Here is a 25,388-nt window from a genome sequence, read left to right as displayed (position 1 = left end):
ACAAAAAAAGTATAGCATATTCTTTAAGCCACTTGCAGGGTTTAAGGACTGATAAAAGTCATGCCACAAAAAAACAACGGAACCCTAAGATTCCGTCGTCTCACTATTTGTTCAGAACGCATGAACTTCTTATGAAGATTACACCCAGCCTCTAAACCTGGATGCTTCCGCCATTTTTCGAACACCAATCATATAAGAGGCAAGACGCATATTGACTTTACGCGTTTTGGCCAGCTGATAAATGTTGTTAAATGAGTTTCTCATGACGATCTCAAGCTTTCCTTCTACTTCTTCATCTGTCCAATAATACCCTTGATTATTTTGGACCCACTCAAAATACGAAACCGTCACTCCGCCAGAACTTGCTAATACATCCGGAACTAGCAAGATACCACGCTCTGAAAGAATTTCCGTTGCTTCCATCGTTGTTGGTCCGTTAGCGGCTTCGACTACTATCGACGCCTGTATGTTTGCTGCATTATCTTTTGTAATTTGGTTCTCTATTGCTGCTGGAACTAAAATATCACACTCAAGCTCAAGCAACTCTTCATTCGTAATTGTATTCTTAAAGAGTTTCGTCACCGTACCAAAACTGTCTCTACGATCTAGTAGATAATCGATATCTAAGCCATCCGGTTCATAAAGAGCACCATAAGCATCACCAATACCAACAACCTTAGCTCCTGCATCGTGTAAAAATTTAGCTAAGAAGCTACCCGCATTTCCAAACCCTTGTATAACAACTCGTGCATCAACAAGGTCAAGTCCGGTTTTCTTGGCTGCTTCATTAATACAGATCGTTACGCCTTTTGCCGTTGCAGATTCACGACCATGTGAACCTCCAAGTACCAAAGGTTTACCTGTAATAAATCCAGGCGAATCAAATTCACGAATCTTACTATACTCATCAAGCATCCAGGCCATAATCTGGGAGTTTGTGAATACATCGGGAGCCGGAATATCTTTAGTTGGTCCGACAATTTGACTAATCGCCCTTACATAGCCTCGACTTAAACGTTCAAGCTCACGGAATGACATCTCACGAGGATCACATACAATTCCGCCTTTACCACCACCATATGGTAGATCAACAATGCCTGCTTTTAAACTCATCCAGATCGATAAAGCCTTTACTTCACGTTCGGTAACATCAGGATGAAACCTGACTCCACCTTTAGTTGGACCAACAGAGTCATTATGCTGCGCTCTGTATCCAGTAAAGATTTTAGTAGAACCATCATCCATACGAATGGGAATGCGTACAGTAAGCATTCGTAGTGGTTCTCTTAACAATTCATACATTTCGTTCGGATAGCCAAGCTTCGTTAACGCCTGCTTAATTACAGTTTGAGTAGAACCTAGTACATCGAGCTGATCAATCTGTTTGTCATAATCATCCATTTCTTTCACCTCTGAGCTATGTATCGCTTGTTTTCTTTTTCTGAAACAAGCCTCTCTCCTTAACTATAATGAACAACGTGTTAGATTTCCACCATTTTAAGCTTTTTTTTAGATATTCTCTTATAAAACCTTTTAATTTCACAGCTTTATCACAAAAAAAGTATGGTCTCCCTTTGGAAACCATACTTTTTATCGTTTAAGACTGCTTTTCTAAAGAAAGTTGGATAAGCTTTTCTACCATATCCGGGTAGGATAGGCCAATCTCTTTTGCCGCATCCGGATATAAACTTGTTGGTGTCATACCAGGTAACGTATTCACTTCAAGAATACACGGCAATTGCGTTTCGTCTTCAGGTACGATAAAGTCCACACGAGAATAAATTTCACAACCTAATATCTGATGTGAGCGAACAGCATGCTTTTGCACGTAAGCTGTTTGTTCTGCACTCAACCGAGCTGGAATAATATGTTCACTTCCGCCCTCTGCATATTTTGCTTCGTAATCATAGAATTTGTTTTTTGGTACAATTTCAATGACAGGCAATGCTTGTTCTTGACCTTTGGCACCGAGAACGGCAACGGTCACCTCACGCCCACTGATAAATTCCTCTACCATCACGGTTTGATCAAACTCAAACGCCTGTTTGATACCAGCAATCATACTCGATTCGTCTTCTGCAATGGTTAATCCAATAGTAGAACCTTCTTGGTTAGGTTTCACAACGACAGGAAACTCTAACTCACAGCGAAAGGACTGCTCGTTGAATGTATGCTTATAAAGAACTTGTTCTTTCGCCACACGAGTACCTTCTTGGTGGAAAAACAACTTGGATTTTGCCTTATCTAAAGCAAGCGCAGAACCCTGAACTCCCGAACCTACGTAAGGGATTTTTAGCATATCAAGTAAAGCCTGAACTTTACCATCCTCACCAAATCGACCGTGAAGAGCAATGTAAACAACATCTACTTCTAATTCTATGACTTCATTCAAACGGTCAGGATTAAAATCAATTCCAATCACGTCATGACCTTTTTGTTTTAATGCGTCAATAATACCTTTACCTGATGATAGGGATACCTCTCGTTCAGCTGATACTCCACCATACAATACGGCTACTTTCATTTCATCCACTCTCCTGCCTAGCTGTTCTTTTACTCTATTCAACACTCTTAATAGTGAAACTTGTCACCTCAAAAATCAACTATTATCTTTTGCTTATTCAGGAAAATGCATATTTGTAACGATTTCTTCTGCATCCTCTGCAGAATAATCCCCTTCAAATTCAACGAAATACTGCAATCCTTCTTCTTGCCAATTTAAAGAAAGTAATGATTCTTCATCCACTAGGAGCGCTGATTGATCACGTACCTCTATTTCTTCTTCAGACCCATATATTTCTACCAGACCCCATTCAGTCTCTACATAGATATTCACGGAACCTCGTGTATCAGTGAATGTCATATCATAAACATATCGGTCATCATGTTCAAGGTCCTGTCTAATAAAGCCAGAGTCAAATTGGAATGAATCATCAAGTGTAAGAAAAGGCAAATGAAACTTATCTTGCGCTTCCTCTAATGATGTAGGCTCAGGAGAATACACATCAAAAAAGTCATTCTCTTCAAAGCCCTCCTCATTGTCTAAGACAAAGGTTTCATCTGGGAATTCATCAACCACTTCAAATGAATCAGCTTCTGTTGTAAAATATTGATCTCCATCCTTCAGACGTTCTTTTAAGATCACCCAGGTCTGTTCATCAAACCATAACTCGTATTCTCCAATCATAGCAATATCATGCTCTTCTCGAATATCAAATTTCAGGTGAAATGTATTACGTCCAAGTAACTCTTCACTACCTTCAAATGTGACATCAAAATCGTTACTATAATGATTAATATAATCTTCGACTTCTTGACGTGGACTTAACATGCCAATGTAGCTTAAATCTTCCCCAAAATCAGTGATTGTGATCGTTTCATCCAGGTAATCCTTATACGTTGTAAGACCTTCATTACTCACCGTAATATAAGTAAGTTCGTCATTTTCAAAGAATTCCTTACGACTAGCGTTTTGACCATCTCTCCACTCTTTTGATGTAGTGATCTCAGCATCATCAGATGTTGTTGATCGTTCAATAATATAGGAAACCTCACCCGCGCCTTCCTTTTCAAAGGCTTCATAAATAATATCCTCTGCATTCATTTGTTGCGAACAACTTGATAGTAAAAAACAACTAACTCCCAATACGGCAATACGTTTCATTATTCATTTTCCTCTCTCTGTATATGATTTGAACAAGGGATCGAAAAGTAAAAAGTGCTTCCTTTCCCATTAGAATGTACACGCATATCTCCATTGTGTTTTTGTACGAGCTCGTGACATATCGACAAACCTAAGCCAACTCCACTTAAGTTATTTTGCTTACGTTCTTTTTCTATTTGGTAAAAAGAAGAGAAAATACGTTCCTGCTCTTCTTTCGGAATCCCACGACCACGATCACTAACTAAAATATATAATTGATCGGGTTCATATGATACAAACGAAGGAAGATACTTGCTTTTATTCGTGACAAGAATTGAGACTTCCCCACCCTCGTTTGAATAGCGAACCGCATTCATCACAAGATTGTCCATGACTTGAATTAGTCGGTCCACATCACAGGATACAATTGCAGGCTCAATAAAAATCTCTGATGAAAACGAAACGTCTAATGATTGTTCTTCATAACCATCCACGAGTATTTCAGCTAACTCCTCCGCTTCAACCTCTTGCAGATTTAACGTAAAGCTAGTTGCTTGAATGGCTGAATAAGATAATAAATCATTAATAAGCTTCTGCATAAATTCAGTTTTCGAGAGAATGACCTTTGCATAAGCATCCTGTTTATCCTGGTGGTCACTCATGCCCTCTGCATACGCCCGAATAGAGGTGAGTGGCGTTCGTAGATCATGTGAAATAGCAGCGATTAATCTCTGTTGATTCGCTACCTCTTCTTCTTCATTTTTCTTTGCTTCTGCTAGGCGATAATTCATATTTTCAAATCCATCAATGAGTTGATTCATTTCATTTTTTTGCTTTAATTTTGATTCAACATGTGCACTTTCAGACCCTCTAGCGATATCCTGCATCTCCGTCAAAATATAATTAATTGGCTTAATCATTCTTTTTTTCAATGAAAAGTGAACAAGAGTTAATGTTCCTCCAACCGCTAAAATAAAAAATAAGATGGAGAACAAATAAGCCTGCGAGGTTTGCTCTTGTACGGCCGTCCGCTCTATTTGCAGTGCAAAATAGGCAAGAATATCCCCTTTTTCATTTCTAATAGGTTCTTTGTAGGTGTACAGTCTCCCAGAGGATTTAAGTTCATATAAACCACTCATGACTTGTTTACTTACATTTACCGTACCAGACGTGTACCCTTCATTTGTCGAGAATAATTGATTATAGCTCGAAGAATAAACAACCATATGCTCATTTTCATGTAATTCGGATCGTACCGCTTGTTTTAACATATCTGATTGTTGAACTAATTGGCTGCGATCCTTCATAAATTCACTTATTTGTGTAACACGTAATAAAGCCTGAAGATATTCAGCTGAATCTTCTCGCTCATACCAATTTGTTAGTTGAACATAAAAAAGCAATGTCACAAAGAATGGAACAATAGCAGTAACAAGTAATATTATGTATAGATTAAGTCGAATACTCATGCTGGTGCCCTATAAATTTATACCCAACTCCCCAAACCGTTTCAATATATTTCGGGAATTTTTTGCCGTCATTTATTTTATGACGAATATTTTTAATATGTACGGTAACTGTACGAATATCTTCATAATCAGCTTGGTGCCAAATCTGTCTATACAGTTGCTCCTTCGTAAATACCTGCCCCGGATTTTTAGCCAGGTAAATAAACAGTTCGTATTCTTTAGCTGTAAAAGAAACATACTCTCCATCTAACGAAATCGTTCGTCCACTTTGGTCAATGACAACATCCAAAAAAGCAAGCTCTCTCTGAGTTTGCTGGAGAAGCTTCGACTGATACGATTGATATCGACGAATCTGAGCTCGAATCCGAGCAACAAGCTCTAATGGACTAAATGGTTTGGTGACATAATCATCTGCACCAATTCCTAGACTATGGATTTTATCAAGGTCACTTTGCTTCGCACTCACTACAATAATAGGAATTTCACTGGTTTCTCTGATCTCTTGACAGACCTCAAATCCATTTTTTCCAGGAAGCATTAAGTCTACGAGCACCAATGAGAATGTATCCTCATGGAATGCACTGAGTCCTTTATCTCCAGCATCTCGCCAGACCACTCGGTATCCTTCACGTTCAAGATAGTCCTGTATAATCTTTGCAATTTCTGCATCATCTTCAATTATTAATATAGCATTATCCACTTTGATGTTCACCTCATGGACTATTTTAACAAATATTAGTTCAGACGACTTCATTTTTTTGATATTTATTTAAATTTCCTCCAAAAAAAAGAAAAGCAAATGGGAACCGCACCATTTGCTATCTCTTTATAAAATAATCATATAATTGTTTGATGGCGTCTGTTTCCATGAGTCTTTTCCCGTATTCGTCCACTCTATAAGATGAAATCGTTGAAGGATTTCCAAATTCAGCAAGTAAAGCAATAAAAGCTCCTTCATTTACATCTTCAATTTCCTGCTCTTCAAACTTGATAAAGAACCGATCTTGAAACGAATATAACTTTCCGCCTTTTACACCAAACGAATACAATCTAGAAGCTAAACCAATGGCTGCTTCGAAGTGAAATAACTCGTAGAAGATTTCATCTGTTTCATCTAATGTGACTTGCATTTCTATATATCCTTCTTCAAAGCCTTCATCATCAAAGTCATCATCAGCTTGGCCTTTGCTAACAATAAAAACCATTCCTTGAGCCGGCATAGCAAAGACTTCTACAGCGATAGGACCATCCACCTTAAACCCTAGCTCATCGTCTGCTTCCAGCATCATATCACGGAACAAATCATGAACTTTTGGAACATCTTGCCACAAATCTTCTTTTGTAATACCGCGATCATGCATATCATCAAATGTTAGAAACACTTTAAACTTATCTACAGCTAAGCGTTCAAGACGCATATTGGTCCCTCCCTTGTCGCGAAACCACTACTCATACCCGCAAAATTCGTTTCTCATATCATACGGTATGTTAACAAACGTCATATGGTGCTTATCTGTAAGCCCGTCTTTCAATGGTTTAATTAGTAGCAAACCAATTCTTTAACCACTCTTCCCATTCCACCTGTTCTGTTCCGATAAAAAAACGTTGAGTTTCTGCTACTTGTATACATTCTTCTCCGCCAATCCCTATACTAATTTTAGGAAAGCGATCATCAATTGACATAACAAAATTAGTCATTTCATCTAATTGCTCTGCATCTTGGCAAAAAGAGAAGAATAATCCAGGCTTAACCTCTCGCAAAACTAATTCGACATCTTGAGTAGATAATCCTTCTCCCAAATAAATGACCTCAAACCCCTTATGTCTAAGAAATAACGTATACAGAAGCCACTCCAGACTCATACGTTTGTGATGACCATATAAAACCGTCACAACTTTCGGAAGACGTCTGTCAATTGGCAGATTCACAAGAATATGTTTAATTTTAGCCTCAATAAAAGAGATCGCCATATATTCATGTGCAGAAGAAACCTTATCCTGCTCACGTAAATCACGAACTTGTCTAAAAACCGTTCCAAGAATATCTCTTGCGACCTTTTCAATACTGTAAAGGCTAAATGCCTTATTGAGTAATTGTGAGGCCTCACACTCATTAAATGCAAGCAATGCATCTTGAATATCACTAGCTAGCTGATCCGTATACTGCTCGTGATGGTTTTTAGGCTCCGCATGATCTGTTAATCGTTCCAAATCAATTAGATCAACAGCTTGTCCAATGGTAAAACCCTGCTCAACTTTGTTAATCAGCCAGTTAAGTACATGAAGCTGTTGTTCTGAATAGAGTCTATGTCCGGCAGCATTTCGGGAAGGCTCTATCACTTTGTACCTGCGCTCCCATGCACGCAGTGTGCCTGGTTGGACTCCGAGCTTAGTGGATATCGCCTTAATATTATACTTCCCATCTGATGGTGTCATATTCTCATCCCCTTCCAGCTCATAGACATTTCAATACTTCAGCTTTTAAAATGGTGAATACTAGGGCTCTTTGCCGCTGTTGAACCTGATTTCAACGTAAAGAGGTGCGTTTCAGGTAGCGCACCTAATCGCAATGGGAGCTTACTGGTTCCATATCCATTGCTAATGAGTTGAATTGCATGATTAACTTTTCTTAACGATCCAAGTTTCGCCACACTTAAGCCAAATAACCTAATTTGTCCTCCATGTGTGTGCCCTCCAAGTAGAAAAGAAAATGGATGATTTCGTGGCAACTGTTTAAAAGCAAGAGGGAAATGGCAAACAAACAAGGAAAACGAATAATGCTTAGCTTGCTCGATCATACCATCGTACAAACCTTGTTGAATCGGTTCGCTTCCACCTGCGAGTAAAATCGACTGGCCATCTTGTGATAGGATTTCACATGAATTATTCAGTTCTTGCACACCGGTCTCTTTTAGCATCTCTCGTAGGACATGTTCATCTATCTCGACATCATTATTCCCCCACACAAAGTAACACGGGCCACATGCAGCGAGGGACCTTAAGTTCTTTTTGATTTGGTCTGCCGGTACACCATTCTCGAGTAAATCTCCACCAATGATAACGATATCGCACGGTTGCACCTCGGCAAGAAGAGCAGCCGAAATTTCCCTACGATGAAGATCCGAGATAAAAAAGACTTTGTAGTCTTCAAAAGCATTAGGCAACCCATCAAAATACAAGGTTTGTTTGATTAATCGATTTTGCTTGGCTTCAGCATGCATATGTTTTAAGAGCGGGATACTAAGCAGACCTGCTACTCCTATCAAAGGAATCCATTTCAACAAATTCTCCTCATTTCATCTTTACTCAAATATACAATATCAAGGTAGACCCTGCCCAATGATTTGATTGATCGTTAGTCTTCTTGATAGGTAATGGCAGCTTGAACTAATAGTTTACCCGCTAGCAGCATCGCTTGCTCATCAAATGTAAACTTTGGATGATGATGAGGGTAATCTGCTCCTATTTCTGGGTTTCCTGATCCTGTAAAGAAAAAGGTTCCAGGTACTTCTTGTAAATAATATGCAAAGTCTTCGCCTCCCATAACAGGTGCGATTTCAACAACTAGTTCTTCAGCATGAATTTCTTTTGCTACAGCAGCAAACCGTTCTGTTTCAACAGCATCATTTACAACAGCAGGATAGCCTTTAACGTACGTATAGTCGTAGCTTGCTCCCATGCCTTCGCTAACACCTTTAATCATTTGCTCCATTTTTGTAATGACTAACTCTTGTACTTCTTCTTCAAAGCTTCGAACCGTTCCAACCAGTTGCGCCGTATCTGCAATCACGTTAAATGGTCCACCAGCATGAAAAGATGCTGTCGTGACAACAGCAGATTTAAGTGGATCAACCTGTCTACTTACAACATGTTGGAGATTCTGCACAACAGAAGAACCTACCGCTACAGCATCAACAGTTTCATGAGGAGCCGCTCCATGTCCGCCTCTCCCTTGAATCGTAACTTCAAACCGATCAGCAGCAGCCATGATTGGTCCAGAGCGATAGCCAACCTCACCTAGTGGCAGTGGGTTCCATAGGTGAGTACCATAAATGACGTCTACTCCATCTAAACATCCATCTTTAATCATTTCAATTGCGCCACCTGGGGCTAGTTCCTCAGCATATTGATGAATTAATACAATGGTACCCTTTAACTGATGTCGATTCTCCATCAACACTTTGGCACACACAAGTAATGTTGCCGTATGCCCATCATGTCCGCATGCATGCATCACTCCAGGAACTGTAGATGCAAAATCAAGACCCGTATCCTCTTGAATAGGAAGAGCATCAAAATCAGCGCGTAAAGCGACTGTCTTTCCAGGTAAATCACCTTTAATATAGCCAACAACCCCACGTCCGCCTACGCCTCTTTTCACCTCAACTCCAAGACCTTCAAGGTATTCAGCAATAAATGCAGGTGTTTTAACTTCGTGAAAGGAAAGCTCTGGTTCAGCATGTAATTTCCTTCTGATTTCTACCATTTCCGGATAAAGCTCCTCTAATCGCTCAAACAATGTACTCATATGTAGACCCTCCTATTTTGTATAAAAAAAGCCGATACCCTGCTTCAGAGTATCAACCTGGTTAATCCGATTTCTGTGAAAGTTTCAATAAACCAATTGACATAAATAGTGCAAGTAAAACCGCCAGTCCACCAAATCCAAGGACTGCCAGAAATTGACCCATAGACATAATTGATCACTCCTCAAACTTTATCTTACTTATATTTTAGCCGATGAGTCATTGGCTTGTCAAAGCGTATTCACTCGTAATTTCTTTTACTGACTTATCGATGGAATAAATTGATGTCATAACGTTCTACTAGTTGCTTAAATATCGTCTCTCTCTGTTTCCAGTTATGATCATCTTTCCAGAAATCCTCTGAACGTTGAATCAATTCCTCTCTTAACTCTTCAAATTCATGATCTGCTTTATCCGTCTTTTTTGTTACATGCATCAATCGTGCTACACCTGCAGCCGCACACACAAACAAGAGCATTCCAAATGAACCTTTAACGTGGATCGGCAAACCAAGTAGCCCATATCCTGTCCAATCAAAACCGAAGAATAATAATCCAATCAAAAGGATAAAAAGACTGATTCCTGTTTGATTCCTTGTACGTTCTAACTTTTCAACTTTCTTTTTTCGAACAATTAATTCATCTATCATCATTTTAGCAACAGGGCTGTCCTTTACTGAAACAGGTAGGCTCACGCTAGCGCCCCCCTTTTTGACACATTATATGAATGGATCAATGACCTTAGAACAAACGTGGCGCTATGAAAACCGCTATACCAACTAAAAGTAAAAACAAAACTAATAGGATTTTAGCAAGTGGAAAAGCCGGTGCTTTCTCCCTTCGTTGTCTCCTACGCTGTTGAATTTCCCCACGAGGAGGTAGTGATGATGTCTCTTGAACCTCTTGGCTCTCAGACCGAGTTTCTCTTTTGGCTGAACTCAATGACAAGCACCCCTCATCTTTTCTTATTTGTTGATCGTATATAAAAGCCAGAAATGAGATTAATTAAAAAGTGGGCGGTAATTGGAACGAGAATGTTACCAGTATAATGAAAAAGCAACCCTAGAATAAAGCTAACTCCTGTTACGACAAAAAACAACACCGGTTTCGTCACATATCGAACATGTATGATTGCGAATAACAAACTTGCTCCAAAAAGTCCAAGAAGTGATTGAAGGATTGCCCTAAAAAGTAATTCCTCAACAATACTAACCAGTAAACAAAAACAGATCATATGAAAGCTAGACATTTGGCTAAATAAAAGTTTATTTATCCCCCCATCATCTAAGGCGTTCTCACTCACTATTCTTTTTATCACCCATTCAATAGCCAGAATTACAGCCGTTGCCGTACTTCCCCATATAAGAGCTTCTATTATTTGTAGCTGACTAATGATAAAAACATCTCGTAATGAATCTCGAAAGATCCAATAAAGCCATGCAGCAATGACGAACAAAATGAGCTGAGTCAGATACGCATTAAGATAGAGCACTTTCACCGGAAGAGACTCGAGTCTTTCTCTGTTAGTTTCCATTACCAACCTCTTTTAAAAACACACGGTTCAATTGATTCTGCCAATCCGTAACTGAACCCAACACTCTGTCTTCGTTTTGTTGGATCAGCTCAAAGTCAGAAACACTAATCCCACACGATGAACAGCATAGCTTTGGCTTTTCTACTGCTGGTTCACCAAAGTAATGAAGAATTCTTTCTCTTTTACATTGAGACGTTTCTACCCATTGATAAACGTTTGAAAGCCTTCTTTCTACTACTTTTCTATATTCTACTAACATGTGATCCATCTGAGAATAGACAGTCTCCACATCAAATGACTTCCAGTTACCTCGATGAACGAATTGCTGCTGCTCTAATTGATAACGCAAGATCGAAAAGGCTGACTCTGAAACACCTATTGATGTATAGATAGATACTTCCTTTTCAGGTGAGAATGCGCCACCCTCAGATAACGCTGTTAAAATATGGACTAGCTGATCTGATCGCATCACATCTCTTTGTATCATAGAAGTCGCTAATCCTAGATCATCTTTGTTGTAAAGTAAAATAGCCAGGCTCTGGTTTCCATCACGACCAGCTCGACCAATTTCCTGCAAATACGATTCAAGATCAAGAGGCAAGTGAAAATGAATGACATATCGAATATCTGATTTATTTAAGCCCATTCCAAATGCACTTGTGCAGCAAATAAGATTTAATTGCCCATTCATAAACTGCTGCTGAATTAGAAGTCGATCTTCTTGGACCATGCCTCCGTGATAAAAACTGACGTTCGTATGACCCTGTGAGCGTAAATACTCTGCTGCTGATTCAGTCCACTTGCGACTCTGAAAATAAACGATGCCTGGACCTTTTACTGTATTAACGTAGTCTAAAAGCTGTTCAAGCTTCGTTTCCTTTGAATCGGTTTCTTGTATATGTAAAGCAATATTTTTACGATCGACACTATATATATAACTTGATTCATCTTGAAGTTGTAGCTGCTCTTTAATGTCTTTTCGGACTTCTTCTGTTGCCGTTGCAGTGATCGCAAGGCAGGGAGGATGGCCAAGATACCGTTTAATAGGCGCTAACTTACGATAATCTGTCCGAAATGACTTTCCCCAATGAGAAATACAGTGAGCTTCATCCACAACAAAATAACGAACATTAATTTGTTTCAATTTTGATAGTACCCAATCTGATTGAAGCATTTCTGGTGAAACATAAAGAAGTCGATAGTGAGAAAGGTGGGTAAGCACGCTTTGCCGTTCTTCCTTTGATATCATGCTATTTAATGCTGCAACTTGCTTCATACCTTTACTCTTTAGCTCTTGCACTTGGTCAAGCATTAATGACAGAAGAGGCGATACAACAATGGTCAATCCGTCTGACAATAATGCAGGTAGCTGATAGCAAATGGACTTCCCTGTCCCTGTTGGTAACATAGCTAAGACATCTTGTCCGCTTACTAGGCTTTCAATGATCTCACGCTGACCTGGTCTGAATTCAGAGTATCCAAACCACTTTTTTAGTGACTCATGAAGCTCCATAAGAAGGATCCTTTCGTGTTAACGCCATTCGAATCTTAAAATAAGTATAGTCATCTCCTAAGACGGAGCGAAGTTCTTTTAATTTTAATGTCTGAAGCTCCATTGAGGCTTTTACAATAGCAGCAATCTCTTGATCGGATACGTAAGGCTCTATTGAGAAGCTTGTATCATATAAAGCAATCTCAACGATATGATCCTCAATTGTACTTTGTTTCAAACCTCTTGCTTGAATAATCTGATCCATCTTTAATCCTTGTTTCATCAACTGAGCAGTTTTTAACGCCGTTTCAGTTGAAAAAGTTTGATTTTCTTTTCCACCCATACACGCATAAAGAGAAGGAAAAGCACCGTCTTCACAAGCATTGAATAGCCTATGTAAAGTAGCTTTGTGTAAAATATTCGTTTTAATTGAATCTAGATTCAACGTTTGCGAAATTTGATGAAGTGTTAAGCCAACCTGAGCAGGAGAACTAAGTTGCATGACAAAGGCTTGGGCCTGTTCACTTCTACATGTTTGTAAGTAACTAGAAATATCCTTATAGATATCATCCAACAGCGCGTCTACCCCACCTTGGTATCTTTGGAGATGGTTTTTTACCCATTGCTGACTATCACGATGATTGGTAATTGGAATAAATCGAGGTTGGTTCGCTTTTATATGGGTTGCCGTTTGAATTAGTAACGTAAGCCTAAGCCAAAAAATGGAGGTTTGCCTGAGATACTTCCAACCATTAAGATCAGAAATGAAATCATGGTCTTCCGTAAAACGATGCACGGATCTCTCTCCTTGTTTGGTTAGAATTGCTTTGTCTTCCTCTGTTCGTCTAATTAAACCATTGCTCTCAAGCGTATGGGTCAAATCATCCACTTCTTGTCTAGTTAGGTCGGGAAGAAGGTTATAAAAAGGAAGGACTGAAAAGAAATGCCCATCTTGGATGGATTGCGCAGTTTTTTTCCCTTGAAGGATATGAAATGCTCCATAGATCGTCCGCTCACCCTTATATGCGTGTAAAACAGAAAGAAGCAACTCTTTTTTCATATTTCTGCCCCTCCTTCATGCTCACTCTGTTCTATTTATTGTACCAAAATTCTAAGGAACATGGGTAATTGGGTCGATAATTCGAGAATATTCTTCTCTTTTCGATAGGTAAGACTTAAATCATGGCATGATTCAGTTGAAAAAAAACCGGGAAGACTTTACAATAGGTAGAGAAAATGCACTCCCTATGATTGCCGTTAAGGAAAAAGAGGAGAGAACGCTAAAAATGGAGGTTTTGTAAGATGGCTAAATATACAATTGTAGATAAAGATACCTGTATCGCCTGTGGTGCCTGTGGTGCTGCGGCTCCAGATATTTACGATTACGACGATGAAGGCATTGCGTTTGTTATTCTTGATGACAACGCAGGTACTACTGCCATTCCTGATGAGTTAGAGGAAGATATGATTGACGCACACGAAGGGTGCCCAACAGACTCAATTAAAGTTGCGGACGAGTCATTTGATGGCGACGCATTAAAGTTTGAATAGGATCTAAAGGCTTACCTCTTTGAGGAAAGCCTTTTTTCTTTGTTTTTATAAGCTTAATCCCGTTAACGCAAGACTAACATTATTAGTCCAGATCTCAGTGAATGATTGTGGAGGAAGAGGATTTGTCCCCGTCCCTACTTCAATTGTGAATCCTGACTTTCGGGTCTCTTTTATAAACCAATCCTTAAAGCCTGCATCACTATCAGCTGTCTGTATCGCTGAATAAGAGCTTGCCTGACAAAGCTTCTTAACCATTTCAGCGCTTGCCTTTGATTCCAGTCCCCTATATCCCCAGTAAATAACTTGACCTTGCGAATGGAAGGCAAGCACATACTCCGGTTGTTCTTTTTTGACGTATTGATAAATCGCCATGGCTTCTGGCTCTGATAATGGGTAAGGTCCTCCGAAATGTCTCGGCCATGGTTGATTTGGACTACCTTCTGCCTCCTCCTTCCACCCTGCCGGCCATTGATGATTTAAATCGACTCCACGAATATTGGCTGACCAATGATTAAACCGTGTCAAACCTTGATTTGTTTTAATGAGCTGTTGTTTGTATGGGTGTCCTTCATACGCACCTTGTAACACCAAATCAATTCCATCTGGATTGACCATAGGAACGATATGCAATTGTACCTTGGTGAACAGCTCCGCAAGAGAAAAGCCATGCCATCTTTCATCAGAATGTAGTTTTTTCACACAGTTAAGTAGAAAACGACTTAAAAATTTTGAGGTATGCCATTCATTCGCATGCCAGCCACCCGAATAAAAGCACTTTTTTTCTCCGGTACCAATTACCCACGCATAGATAGGCTGAGCCATAACGGAGAAACCTATGACAGAAGCTTTCACGCCGAATTCTTCGATTTTTATTCGGTCATCTTCCAATTGTTGTAGACTAAATTCACAAAAAAGATCGTCTGCTGCTGGAATCTCACTTTCAATTGAAGCATTTGATGGCAGTTGAACGATCTTCCCTGGTGGTAAATAATCTTGCTCAAATCGAATAAAAGGGTTAGCGATAAGTAAATCAATTGGACGAATTCTATGTTTATAGGCAACTAGAGATACAGTATCTCCTTGCTTTATTGTATACATCTGTATGATCACTCCTACTTGTTTTATCTTACTTTCTTCTACTTTTTTCATAACATTTACTCTGTTGACAGCTCTAGTTCTGTGTGATAAGTTATCTTACAATTAGAACTTTTATTTAGTCGTAAAACGTATGAAAAAGAAAATACAAATATAAACGTTGAGGAAGAATGAAAAAAAGGATATCTTTTCAGAGAGCTTACGGTTGGTGAGAGTGAGCAAGAGCCTTTTTGGATAGCCCTTCCGAGTTAATACATCGAACACTAGTAGGTGTATTCGGGTTAACCCGTTATCATTGGAGAGATTCTCCATAAGAGTTGGACAATTGTCCACATCATGAGGGTGGTACCGCGGACTTCCGCCCCTCACGACATATCGTTGTGAGGGGCGGAGTTTTTTTGATAGATTACGCTTTCACAGTACCGCGACAAAGTAAGACAGTATCTAAAAGGAGTGGACAGGGGAATGGAACAACAATTGGTAGCAGAGACAACTAAGGAAAAGAATGCAACTGACATTTACAACATTTTGGTGTCTGACACAATGAGTAAAGAAGGGCTTCAGCCTCTTCTCGAGAGTGATCTTGTTCATTGTGTTCAGCAAAATGTAGCCGAAGTCGATGATTTATCCAAGTTTGATGCATTACTTGTTCGAAGTGCAACAACAGTAACGGAAGAACTATTAACCAAGATGCCTAACCTAAAAATTGTTGCGCGTGCTGGAGTTGGTGTAGATAACATCGATCTTGACGCCGCTACAAAACATGGGGTTGTCGTTGTAAATGCGCCAGACGGGAACACCATCTCTACGGCAGAGCATACATTTGCTATGATGAGTTCTTTATTACGTAATATTCCTCAGGCTAATGCATCCATCAAAGAGGGTCAATGGAATCGTACGAAATATCAAGGGTCTGAACTTCGCTTAAAAACTTTGGGTATCATTGGTTTTGGTCGCATTGGAACTCAAATCGCTCAAAGAGCAAAAGCATTTGAGATGAAACTTCTTGTATTTGATCCATTTTTAACAAAGGATCGTGCTGAGAAATTAGGCGTAGAACTTGGTTCTGTTGAAGATGTTTTGGCCCAGGCTGATATCATCACTGTGCACACTCCTCTTACGAAAGAAACAAAAGGTCTATTAGGCATGAAAAATATAGCAAAAACAAAACCAGGTGTATTCCTTATCAACTGTGCACGAGGTGGCATCATTGATGAGCAAGCATTAAAGCATTATCTTGGAACTGGACACGTGGCTGGTGCTGCTCTTGATGTATTTGTAGAAGAGCCCGCAACTGACCGTGAACTTTTAGATTTTGATAATGTGATTGCTACGCCGCATATTGCTGCCTCTACAAAAGAAGCTCAATTAAATGTGGCATCACAAGTATCAGAGGAAGTTCTCCACTTTTTACAAGGAGCACCTGCAACAAATTCCATTAACCTTCCTACTCTTTCAAAAGAAGTGTATGAGAAAGTAAAACCTTACTATCAACTAACCAAAAAAATGGGGAACATTCTTTCTCAAGTGATGCGTACGCCTGTTCAAGAAATTGATGTCCATTATAGTGGCCATGTCACTGATTTTGAAACCACCATCACAACACGTAGCTTAATGGCAGGTTTCTTACAGCCACGGGTGGACGCCGCAGTTAATGATGTCAATGCTTCACTCATTGCCAAGGAACGTGGGATTAGCTTTGGTGAGAAACAAGTGTCTGATTCATACGGGTATGCCAACCTTATCCACGCCGTGGTAAAAGGAGAAGATCGTTCATTCTCCATACAAGGAACCTATGTTAAAGAATATGGAGCACGAATCGTGAATATGAATGGATTTTCCGTGGATTTTGTACCTGAAGGTCATATTCTCTACATCCAGCATAATGATAAACCTGGTGTTATCGGGAAGATGGGGCAGCTACTTGCTGAACACGATGTGAATATTGCGACGATGCAAGTTGGCCGTCAAGAAATAGGTGGTCAAGCAATTATGCTTGTTACGGTCGATAAACTAGTTGATCAAAACGTACTTGATGGGCTTCATCAAATTGAAGAAATTCAATTTGCCGAAACCATTGAATGTTAGATGAACAAAAATAAAAAAGGCGATTCGCTTAGATGCGGATCGCCTTTTTTAATCGTCTTTGAGATTATTATTGTTCTACACGTTGCTTCCCCTTACCTGAAGTCACCCAGCTAATAACAATGATGAGAACTAACACACTCCAAAAGGTTAGCTTCCATGGGGTGGATTCAGGAAAGTGTTCGGGTAGAACAGCCAAATCTGGATGACTTAATGTAAATACAGCCAGCTTCACACCTACCCAACCTACAATGATATAAGCACCCGTTTCCAAATTGGGGCGTTTTTCGAGTAGTGTTACAAACTTGCTAGCAGCAAATCTCATAATCACTATACCTACAATACCCCCCGTAAGGATAACGATAAAATGCCCCCCATCCATCTGTCCGATCATAGGTAGATTCGTCTCTGGGAGGGTCATAGCTAAAGCGACTGCGGCCAAAATGGAGTCAACAGCAAAAGCAAAGTCAGCGAGTTCTACTTTTAAGACTGTTTTCCAAAAACCAGATGGAGCCTTAACAGACTTCGCTGATTTTGTTTTGTACATGATAAACTTTCTCCAAATGTAATGTAGCGACAAATAGAGAAGATAAATCGCTCCAATTGCCTGAATTTGCCACACATCCACTAAATAGGAGATTAGAAATAGAGAAGCAAATCGAAAAACAAACGCTCCTGCAAGACCATAAAATAGAGCTTTTTTCCGCTGATCGGTAGGCAAATGTCTAATAACCATGGCTAAAACAACGGCATTATCAGCCGCTAACACGCCTTCAAGCCCAATTAGTATTAGCAGTACCCATCCATATTCAAGCAAAAGTGCAGTATCCATAACGGTGTAAACCCCCAACCAAACAATGGAACCAAAAACATTAGTCCATTCTTTATTTGATTGGCTTAGTTTACACTTCTTTACTTAGTCTATTCATCACCATATATGGGTGAGGATTTGTTCAAGCTGCTGTTCTTTTTTTAGCTTTAAGTACAATAAGCCTTCTTCCGTTACGATAATCTGATCTTTATCAAAGATAATAAAACCTTCAGATTTCGCTACTCTTAGATAGAACTCTTGCATTTGCTGGGCAGCTTGCTGATCTCCCTTCGTTCTTAGTCGATATCCAAAAGCCCGATAATGAGCCTTCCAAAACCGTGGATGTGGAGTTAAACCACCAACCAAACGCAATGTGCTTTGAGATCTCAGTTTTTTTAGCATAAAAACAAAGCCATCCACAATATCCACCTGTGTACTTGATAAATCCATTTGCTGATTAAACCACGAAAGTAGCTCAGCTTTTAGTCGTCCATCTGTCATGATTCATGAAACCTTTCTTAAATCACATTCTTTTCATCATTTTAACATATGTGAGAGCTAGCTGTCTCACTAGTGTAAGAAAGCTTACCTAATTGAATGGTCTTTACTTCCTGACCTTGTGCATTGATTGTTGAGACCCCTATAAACAGGGCACCAATAAAAACAGCTAAGACTAACGCAATACAAATTCTTTTAACATAATCGAACATGTAAGCCTCCTGTAATCAAACTCTCTTACTATGGTGTGTGAGATAGAATTTTGACAACCAACTCGCCATGATTCATTTCTGTGCGAATCATAATGGGCTGATCCAAAGAATTTTGAAACACAAAATCAGGACCTCCCCAAGATACCGTAGCATCCCGTCCCTCTGCCACGTATCCAACCTCCCTAGAATGCGTATAGCGATGGACAATGTCTAACCCGGCAGCCTCAATGGCATTAAACAAAGTTGACGATGTTTGACAAATCCCACCACCAATTCCAAGGACAAACTCTTTGTTCACTATTTCCTTTGCTTCTTGATAGCCTCGTTCTGGCGTTCGTTCTCCTACCACTTTATTAAAGGAAAACTGATCCCCGACACCTAAGACAATATGATTAATTGCCTCTGCAGATAGTTGAATATTATGGACTCGCCCACTTACATTTGGATCAAAATATGTACGAAAGCTCGATCGTTCATATTGGTCAATTCCTTGAAGCTGCGTCTCGGTCACGGTTGGTACCGTTTGATAAATTGGCAGAGTCAATGTTTTTGTGCGCGCTGACAAAGTTTGAATTTGCTCAATGAATTCCTCTTCAGCTAAAATCACTCGATTTTCTCCTGCAATCTGCTCTCCTTGCTCGTCAAAGGAAGGATTCCGCATTGGTGTATCAATCGTTGCCGCTAGTTCACTAGCAAAAGAAGCTACAGTTGCTTCATCTAATTCTTCAGCTAAACCAGTCTTTTGAAAACCTAGCTCAGACAAATCGATGACTGTTGAGTGTTGCTGATGATCAATAAGCTCTACTTCATCCCAATACATACTCTCTTTTAAAATGGGATCGCGTTCTGCTTTCTTGGATAAAGGTTTGCTACTTTGCGTTCCAACATCATAACACCCTGTTAAAAGAATGAAGCTGGCCATAAGAACGACTACTTGCCCTGATAATCTTCCCATTGAATCTCTCCCTCCTTTTCATTTCTATGTAGAGGGAGCTTGATTCATGATCTGTTAACTATCCTTTCTTATTTTCTTCGCTATTTCCAAACGTAAACACATCTGTTCCGCGAATATATTCCACATCGTTCGTCTGGGCTAGATGATTAGCAGCACGGGCCACCGCAAAAAAATAATCTGATAACCGATTCACGTAGGCTTGCACTGATTGAGGCACATCTCCCTTTTCTTCATGTAGCAATGAAATTTTTCGTTCTGCTCTTCGTGCAACACTCCTACATACATGAAGGGTAGCAGCTCCTTTTGTTCCGCCTGGTAAAATAAATCGCTTAATTGGAGGTGTGACGTCGACCCATTCATCTATTCTTTTTTCTAACCATGTAATCATCTCTGCATTTACCTTGTACTCCTTGCTTTCATTGGTTCGAATGGAAGAGAGATCACTTCCGCAATCAAACAACTCATGCTGGATCTTAAGCAACTCTTCATTAAGTTGACCATTCACACCAGCTAGTTCAGCTCGCGCTAATCCTACTTGGCAATTTAATTCATCAAGTGTACCAAGAACTTCTACACGGATATCGTGCTTGTTTACTTTTCCTCCAACAATCGATGTTTTCCCCTGATCTCCTTGCTTTGTATATATCTTCATCACGTATTCACTCCCTAATCATTTCATAGAAAAAAGGCTTTTTATACCCTACATACGGCGGGACAAAAAGCCTTCAATCTGTTCGTGCAAGTTAAAAATCATCTGGATAAATGTACTCCGCTAATTTCTCCGCACCCTCAACTAGCCTCGGTCCAGGCCGACTGACAATATTCGGATCAATATCATAAATACGGTCTTCTTCATGGGCGGAAACAAGAGTCCAGCCCGGTCTCTCTTTGATATCCTCCGCACCAAAATATGTGGAAATAATCACATCTGGATTACTCGTTATTCCGGTTTCCTCACTTACCTCAGCCCAGCCTGTTATCTCTTCTGCTGCATTTTTCGCATGGCCAATTTGCAGTAATTCATCCATGAACGTTTCTTTTCCAGCTACATAAATGGGCTGTGGTGAAATTTCTACCCATACTGAGCGTTGTGTATCTAGATCTTTTTCAGTTTGCGTTGATAAATCACTAAAACGATCCTTCATCTCTTCAATTAATTCATCTGATTCAATTTGTCTATTTAACAATTGACCAATTTGTTCAATCGTTTCATAGACCTCATCAATTGTCTGCGCATCATCCACGACAAAAACCGGATACCCTGCCGATTCAAGCTGTTCAAATCCATTTTCTGCCTGAGCAACGCCAGACTCATGTGCAAGAATTAAATCTGGTTCAAGTTCAATAATCTGTTCTGTATCAAACTCCATTCCACCAATGCTTTGCACATCTAATACTTCTTCAGGATAGTCATCAAAATCTGATCGTCCGACAAGGACCTCTCCAGCACCTAGCGCATACACAATTTCTGTATTACTCGGGATGAGAGAGACTATTTTTTGAGGTTCTTCGTTAATCGTGAGCTCTTGATCGATAGCATCTGTTATATCTAATGGATAACCAGTCTCATCCACTTGTTCCGACGGCTGTTCATCAGTCTCTTCAGGTGTAGATCCCGTTTGACAACCTGAAACGATAAGAACACTACACACAAATAGGCTGATTTGAACATATTTTTTTCCTTGCACACTCTCTCCCACTTTCACTTGTTCCGTATGAAACAAGATTTTTCCTTTTCATTCGCTAGGTTAAACAGATTTTCGAGGAAGAATCATAGAAAATGTCGTTCCTTTGTTCATTTTACTATGAACAGACAGTTCACCTTGATGTGCCTCGACAATATTTTTCGTAATGGCTAACCCAAGACCGGTCCCAGAACGTCCTCTAGTACGTGCCTTATCCCCTTTATAAAAACGCTCAAACACAAAAGGAAGATCCTCTTCTTTAATGCCACTGCCTGTATCCGTTACATCCATTTCAACATGATCTGCTTCTAGCTTAACATTTAAAGCCACAGTTCCACCTTGCTCAGTATGACGAATCGCATTATGCAGAAGATTTGTAAGGACCTGCTCCATTCGATCTACATCAATTAGAACGTCTGGGTGGCTACCTACTGTATGAGTGATCAAGTTAAGACCATCTTCATTTGCAGAACCTTGGAACTTTCGTATAATTCGTTCACTGAATTCTTCAAGATTCACCACTGTTTTGTTTAACTCAGTATGACCAGCTTCCATTCTTGCTAAGTCTAGTAATTCGTTAACCAAGCGGCCCATTCGCAAGGATTCATCGTATATAATTCGTGCGATTTCTTTTTGATCTTCCTCGGAACCTACAACATCATCAACAATGGCCTCACTGTATCCTTGTAGCAAAGAAATCGGTGTACGAAGCTCATGGGATACGTTGGCAATAAAGTCTTTTCGGAGTTTATCATGTAAACGTTCTTCAGTCATATCTCTAATTACAGCGACTGCACCTCGAACATCTTCTTGATCATACAAAGGAGCCATTAAGATTGCCCAACTTCTACCTTGCACAAGTAACTCAATTAACTCCTCGTGCTCTTCTTCAACAACCTTTTGAAATAGTTCATTCATCTCTTCCGGCAAGTTACCTGCTTTTGAAGAATTTGATTCCATTTCGTAACGCCAATCCTCAAAAAAGCGTTCAGCAGGAGGATTCATGACAACGACTTCCCCTTTACGGTTAAAGGTCATCACACCATCAGCCATGCTACTTAAAATTCTTGCCAATTGTTCTTTTTCTTGATTTAAGGCTGCGATATTACGGTTTAGCTCACGTCGCATCCGATTAAAAGCAATAGCTAGCTGACCAATCTCATCATGAGTCAGAATAGGAACTTTTGTTTGAAAATTGCCTTCAGCTACTTCTAATGCAGCTTGCCTCATCTTACGTAAAGGAGCAGTCACTCTGGATGACAAAAAGAAAGCAAAAAATGTGGTTAATATAATGGCGATACCCGCAGATAAATAGACAAGTCTCCTTGTCTCATTGGATGTTTCTTCAATAGCCGAAAGGGTCTGATACATAAAAACACCACTTCCGGTCTGGCCCGATAGAGGAACCCCCACTACCATCATTTCTGCCTCATCATTAGAAGAGGCTGGGGGTAAAGAGAAGTATACTTCCTTCACAACCTCAGCCTCTTCTTGTAAAACTCTTACTAAATCATCATCTTCAGTAAACCATGAAGGCGGCAACATAACATCAAGGTGATTCTCAGAGCCCCAAACCTTTTGACCATCTTCAAAAATCGCAATGTTGGTCGCAAAGTTTTCTCCGTACTTGCTTATCATGTCTTTGCCTTCTGGTTCAGTACCCTGTTCTTCATAGATCGAGGCAACCATCGCAGCATGCTTCTGTAGCTGAGTCTCTGCTTCTGTCAAATTAAACTGCTCTAATGACTGAAGTAGCAGCACCATTAAGATTGACAGCACTGCAGATACAAGTAACAGAATGGTAAACCAGAGTTTACCAACCACACTTTGCCACAGCATCAGCCTTTCACAGCCTCAAATTTGTAGCCTACACCCCAAACTGTTGCAATCATAGCTGCGGTTTCTTCCGATATTCTATTTAATTTTTCTCTAAGCCTTTTAATATGGGTATCAACCGTTCGTAAATCACCAAAGAATTCATAATTCCAAACATCCTTTAGTAATTGCTCACGCGAAAAAACCTTATCTGGTGATTGCGCTAAATAATACAATAACTCGTATTCCTTAGGTGTTAGACCGATATCCTGGCCATCAACAGTCACTCTATGCGCATCATTATCAATCGTTAATTGGTTAAAAACAAGCAAGTCCTTTGTTTGAACATCCGTTTGAAGAAATTTTGTTGTGGAAGATCTTCTAAGAAGAGCCTTCACTCGCAACACAACTTCTCTTGGACTAAATGGTTTGACAATATAATCATCTGCCCCCACTTCAAACCCTTGTACGCGATTGCCTTCTTCCCCTTTTGCCGTCAGCATCATGACGGGAGTTGCTTTCGTTTTTCTAAGCTCTTGACACATTTCAACGCCATCCATCTCAGGCATCATCACATCTAAGAGGATTAAGTCATATTCTGACTCTAGTGCCATCTCTAATGCTTGTTGCCCATTTACGGCCTCTTCAATTGAGTAGTTTTCACGCTCTAAATACATACGTAATAAGCGCCTAATACGTTCTTCATCATCTACAACTAGTATATTAGCCTCGTGTTGTTCCATTAAGAGTGTGCCTCCTTCTACTTCTTACAATTGCTATACATTGTAGTGTACCATGTCCTAGATATTTCAGTCACATTATCTGTTTTTTAGGCGTAAGAGTGTAGACCAGCAATCACTAAATTCACAAAAACAAGGTTAAACATAATGATAGCAAAACCGATTACACACAACCATGCGGATTTTTCTCCATGCCAGCCATTCGAAAGGCGCAGATGCAAATACACAGCATAGAATAAGAAGGTAACCAATGCCCAAACCTCTTTTGGATCCCAACCCCAGAATCTAGTCCAGGCAATTTGTGCCCATAGCATAGCAAATACTAGTCCTCCAAGTGCAAAGATCGGGAAGCCAATAGCAATAGCACGATAGCTCACCTCATCAACTTGATCCGGGTTAACAGATTTCAGTAAAGGTTGAATGGCGTGTCCAATTCTTTTTCGTAAAATAAGTCGTAAGAGAAGATAGAGAACGGCTCCGGAAATAAAAGACCAAATAACTGTATTCAAATCGTCACTTCGTATTGAAGCCCACACATTAAAGAACGGCTCCATTTGACCACTTGTAAGCAGTTCTGCCTGATTTGGACCAACCAAGGCAGGCAGATTATAGGTCATTTCTGCTTCCATATCCAGTTCATTTATGTAAGAGAACACCGTTTCATAGTTCAATAACTTAAATAGATAACCAACACCTATGTATCCAATCAGCGATGTGATGGCATACATAATCCATTCCAATGCAGCTGTTTTCAAACCAGGTTTGCGATAATTCATGGTTCGGATAAGATACACTAGACCTGCCGCAAAACCAATCGATAAGATCCCTTGACCTAAAGCCGTTGTAATAACATGGATCTTCAACCAATTACTTTGAAGCGCTGGAATTAGTGGTGCTACTTCTCTTGGAAATAAAGAAGCATAGGCAATTAATAGCATCACCGTTGGCATCGTGAATAGACCAATGACATTACTTCGGTACAAGCTAAATATCAAAATAAACGCCAGACCCATTGCAATACCAAGAAAGGTCATATATTCGTACATATTACTAACTGGTGCATGCCCTGCGACAGTCCAACGAATCACAAAATAGCCGAGTGAACAAGCAGCAGCTAAAATGCTGAAAATAAATCCGAAAAGCCCCCAGCGATTCCCTTTCATTTCTCCATCCTTATTTCTCCATTTCTTTCCCGTTACAGCAACGGCAAAGGCAATAGTAGAAGCGAGATATAGAAAAAACGCAATAAGCATTAACGTTCCACTTGTTGCAGCCATG

General features: G+C 39.8%; 26 protein-coding genes and 1 other annotated feature. Of the genes, 2 read left to right on the top strand and 24 right to left on the bottom strand.

Features of this window, described 5'->3' with window-relative positions:
* Positions 1 to 138: 138 nt before the first annotated feature.
* The 14 genes from J2S05_RS03370 to J2S05_RS03305 form a co-directional block, all read right to left on the bottom strand.
* Positions 139 to 1,401 (bottom strand): Glu/Leu/Phe/Val family dehydrogenase, encoded by a 1,263-nt coding sequence (locus J2S05_RS03370; protein ID WP_306979889.1) that lies wholly within the window; start codon positions 1,399 to 1,401, stop codon positions 139 to 141.
* A gap of 196 nt (positions 1,402 to 1,597) precedes the next feature.
* Positions 1,598 to 2,524 (bottom strand): D-alanine--D-alanine ligase family protein, encoded by a 927-nt coding sequence (locus J2S05_RS03365; RefSeq protein WP_306979887.1) that lies wholly within the window; start codon positions 2,522 to 2,524, stop codon positions 1,598 to 1,600.
* Between the two features lie 93 nt (positions 2,525 to 2,617).
* Positions 2,618 to 3,664, bottom strand: coding sequence for a hypothetical protein (locus tag J2S05_RS03360; protein WP_306979886.1), 1,047 nt, complete (start codon positions 3,662 to 3,664; stop codon positions 2,618 to 2,620).
* A complete protein-coding gene (locus tag J2S05_RS03355) occupies positions 3,664 to 5,112 on the bottom strand; it encodes a sensor histidine kinase (protein ID WP_306979884.1) in 1,449 nt (482 codons plus the stop codon). Before J2S05_RS03355 ends, J2S05_RS03360 begins: the two co-directional genes overlap by 1 nt.
* The gene (locus tag J2S05_RS03350; RefSeq protein WP_306979882.1) at positions 5,096 to 5,812 is read right to left on the bottom strand and encodes a response regulator transcription factor; all 717 of its coding nucleotides are present in this window, start codon (positions 5,810 to 5,812) and stop codon (positions 5,096 to 5,098) included. Before J2S05_RS03350 ends, J2S05_RS03355 begins: the two co-directional genes overlap by 17 nt.
* A 118-nt stretch (positions 5,813 to 5,930) precedes the next feature.
* Positions 5,931 to 6,530 (bottom strand): genetic competence negative regulator, encoded by a 600-nt coding sequence (locus J2S05_RS03345; protein WP_306979880.1) that lies wholly within the window; start codon positions 6,528 to 6,530, stop codon positions 5,931 to 5,933.
* A 118-nt stretch (positions 6,531 to 6,648) separates the two neighbouring features.
* Positions 6,649 to 7,548, bottom strand: coding sequence for a MerR family transcriptional regulator (locus tag J2S05_RS03340; protein ID WP_306979878.1), 900 nt, complete (start codon positions 7,546 to 7,548; stop codon positions 6,649 to 6,651).
* Between the two features lie 38 nt (positions 7,549 to 7,586).
* The gene (locus J2S05_RS03335; RefSeq protein ID WP_306979876.1) at positions 7,587 to 8,393 is read right to left on the bottom strand and encodes a metallophosphoesterase; all 807 of its coding nucleotides are present in this window, start codon (positions 8,391 to 8,393) and stop codon (positions 7,587 to 7,589) included.
* A 74-nt stretch (positions 8,394 to 8,467) separates the two neighbouring features.
* Complete coding sequence (locus J2S05_RS03330) at positions 8,468 to 9,640, bottom strand: M20 family metallopeptidase (protein WP_306979874.1); 1,173 nt, start codon at positions 9,638 to 9,640, stop codon at positions 8,468 to 8,470.
* A 263-nt stretch (positions 9,641 to 9,903) separates the two neighbouring features.
* Positions 9,904 to 10,332: a DUF2663 family protein gene (locus J2S05_RS03325; protein WP_306979871.1), complete on the bottom strand. Its 429-nt coding sequence runs from the start codon at positions 10,330 to 10,332 to the stop codon at positions 9,904 to 9,906.
* A gap of 46 nt (positions 10,333 to 10,378) precedes the next feature.
* Entirely contained in the window at positions 10,379 to 10,579 is a 201-nt protein-coding gene (locus tag J2S05_RS03320) for a hypothetical protein (RefSeq protein ID WP_306979869.1), read from the bottom strand.
* Positions 10,580 to 10,592: 13 nt separating this feature from the next.
* Positions 10,593 to 11,171, bottom strand: a complete 579-nt coding sequence (locus tag J2S05_RS03315) for a CPBP family intramembrane glutamic endopeptidase (protein WP_306979868.1) — start codon at positions 11,169 to 11,171, stop codon at positions 10,593 to 10,595.
* A complete protein-coding gene (locus tag J2S05_RS03310; protein WP_306979866.1) occupies positions 11,161 to 12,684 on the bottom strand; it encodes a RecQ family ATP-dependent DNA helicase in 1,524 nt (507 codons plus the stop codon). Before J2S05_RS03310 ends, J2S05_RS03315 begins: the two co-directional genes overlap by 11 nt.
* Complete coding sequence (locus J2S05_RS03305) at positions 12,671 to 13,723, bottom strand: YpbB family protein (RefSeq protein ID WP_306979864.1); 1,053 nt, start codon at positions 13,721 to 13,723, stop codon at positions 12,671 to 12,673. The genes J2S05_RS03310 and J2S05_RS03305 overlap by 14 nt, the downstream gene beginning before the upstream one ends.
* Positions 13,724 to 13,965: 242 nt before the next feature.
* Here J2S05_RS03305 and J2S05_RS03300 point away from each other — a divergent pair, with 242 nt between their 5' ends.
* A complete protein-coding gene (locus J2S05_RS03300) occupies positions 13,966 to 14,214 on the top strand; it encodes a ferredoxin (protein ID WP_306979863.1) in 249 nt (82 codons plus the stop codon).
* Between the two features lie 45 nt (positions 14,215 to 14,259).
* Here J2S05_RS03300 and J2S05_RS03295 read toward each other — a convergent pair whose 3' ends face one another.
* Positions 14,260 to 15,312 carry a M14 family metallopeptidase gene (locus tag J2S05_RS03295; protein ID WP_306979861.1) on the bottom strand — a complete coding sequence of 351 codons (1,053 nt, stop codon included), beginning with the start codon at positions 15,310 to 15,312 and terminating at the stop codon, positions 14,260 to 14,262.
* A 148-nt stretch (positions 15,313 to 15,460) separates the two neighbouring features.
* Positions 15,461 to 15,678 (top strand) — a binding site (T-box leader).
* 96 nt (positions 15,679 to 15,774) lie between these two features.
* On the opposite strand from J2S05_RS03295, the gene serA reads away from it, so the two are divergent.
* A complete protein-coding gene (serA, locus tag J2S05_RS03290) occupies positions 15,775 to 17,397 on the top strand; it encodes a phosphoglycerate dehydrogenase (RefSeq protein WP_306979859.1) in 1,623 nt (540 codons plus the stop codon).
* A gap of 67 nt (positions 17,398 to 17,464) precedes the next feature.
* On the opposite strand, the gene J2S05_RS03285 is transcribed toward serA, so the two are convergent.
* From J2S05_RS03285 to ccsB, 9 genes are all read right to left on the bottom strand, one after another.
* Positions 17,465 to 18,226 carry a TerC family protein gene (locus tag J2S05_RS03285; RefSeq protein WP_306979854.1) on the bottom strand — a complete coding sequence of 254 codons (762 nt, stop codon included), beginning with the start codon at positions 18,224 to 18,226 and terminating at the stop codon, positions 17,465 to 17,467.
* 96 nt (positions 18,227 to 18,322) lie between these two features.
* On the bottom strand, positions 18,323 to 18,706 hold the full coding sequence (locus tag J2S05_RS03280; protein WP_306979852.1) for a hypothetical protein: 384 nt from the start codon (positions 18,704 to 18,706) through the stop codon (positions 18,323 to 18,325).
* 41 nt (positions 18,707 to 18,747) lie between these two features.
* Positions 18,748 to 18,915: a hypothetical protein gene (locus J2S05_RS03275; RefSeq protein WP_306979850.1), complete on the bottom strand. Its 168-nt coding sequence runs from the start codon at positions 18,913 to 18,915 to the stop codon at positions 18,748 to 18,750.
* Between the two features lie 28 nt (positions 18,916 to 18,943).
* Positions 18,944 to 19,870 (bottom strand): VanW family protein, encoded by a 927-nt coding sequence (locus J2S05_RS03270; RefSeq protein WP_306979849.1) that lies wholly within the window; start codon positions 19,868 to 19,870, stop codon positions 18,944 to 18,946.
* A gap of 58 nt (positions 19,871 to 19,928) precedes the next feature.
* Positions 19,929 to 20,522 (bottom strand): cob(I)yrinic acid a,c-diamide adenosyltransferase, encoded by a 594-nt coding sequence (locus J2S05_RS03265; protein WP_306979847.1) that lies wholly within the window; start codon positions 20,520 to 20,522, stop codon positions 19,929 to 19,931.
* Positions 20,523 to 20,613: 91 nt separating this feature from the next.
* Positions 20,614 to 21,558: an ABC transporter substrate-binding protein gene (locus tag J2S05_RS03260; protein WP_306979845.1), complete on the bottom strand. Its 945-nt coding sequence runs from the start codon at positions 21,556 to 21,558 to the stop codon at positions 20,614 to 20,616.
* A 60-nt stretch (positions 21,559 to 21,618) separates the two neighbouring features.
* Positions 21,619 to 23,397: an ATP-binding protein gene (locus J2S05_RS03255; protein WP_306981081.1), complete on the bottom strand. Its 1,779-nt coding sequence runs from the start codon at positions 23,395 to 23,397 to the stop codon at positions 21,619 to 21,621.
* Positions 23,394 to 24,113, bottom strand: a complete 720-nt coding sequence (locus J2S05_RS03250) for a response regulator transcription factor (protein ID WP_306979843.1) — start codon at positions 24,111 to 24,113, stop codon at positions 23,394 to 23,396. The genes J2S05_RS03255 and J2S05_RS03250 overlap by 4 nt, the downstream gene beginning before the upstream one ends.
* 86 nt (positions 24,114 to 24,199) lie before the next feature.
* Positions 24,200 to 25,387 (bottom strand): c-type cytochrome biogenesis protein CcsB, encoded by a 1,188-nt coding sequence (ccsB, locus tag J2S05_RS03245; RefSeq protein WP_306979841.1) that lies wholly within the window; start codon positions 25,385 to 25,387, stop codon positions 24,200 to 24,202.
* Position 25,388 lies beyond the last annotated feature (1 nt).

Source organism: Alkalicoccobacillus murimartini, from assembly GCF_030813245.1.
Taxonomy (GTDB): Bacteria; Bacillota; Bacilli; order Bacillales; family Bacillaceae_D; genus Alkalicoccobacillus; species Alkalicoccobacillus murimartini.
The sequence above is the reverse complement of the archived record's forward strand: the minus strand, read 5'-3'. Positions and strand labels throughout refer to the sequence as shown.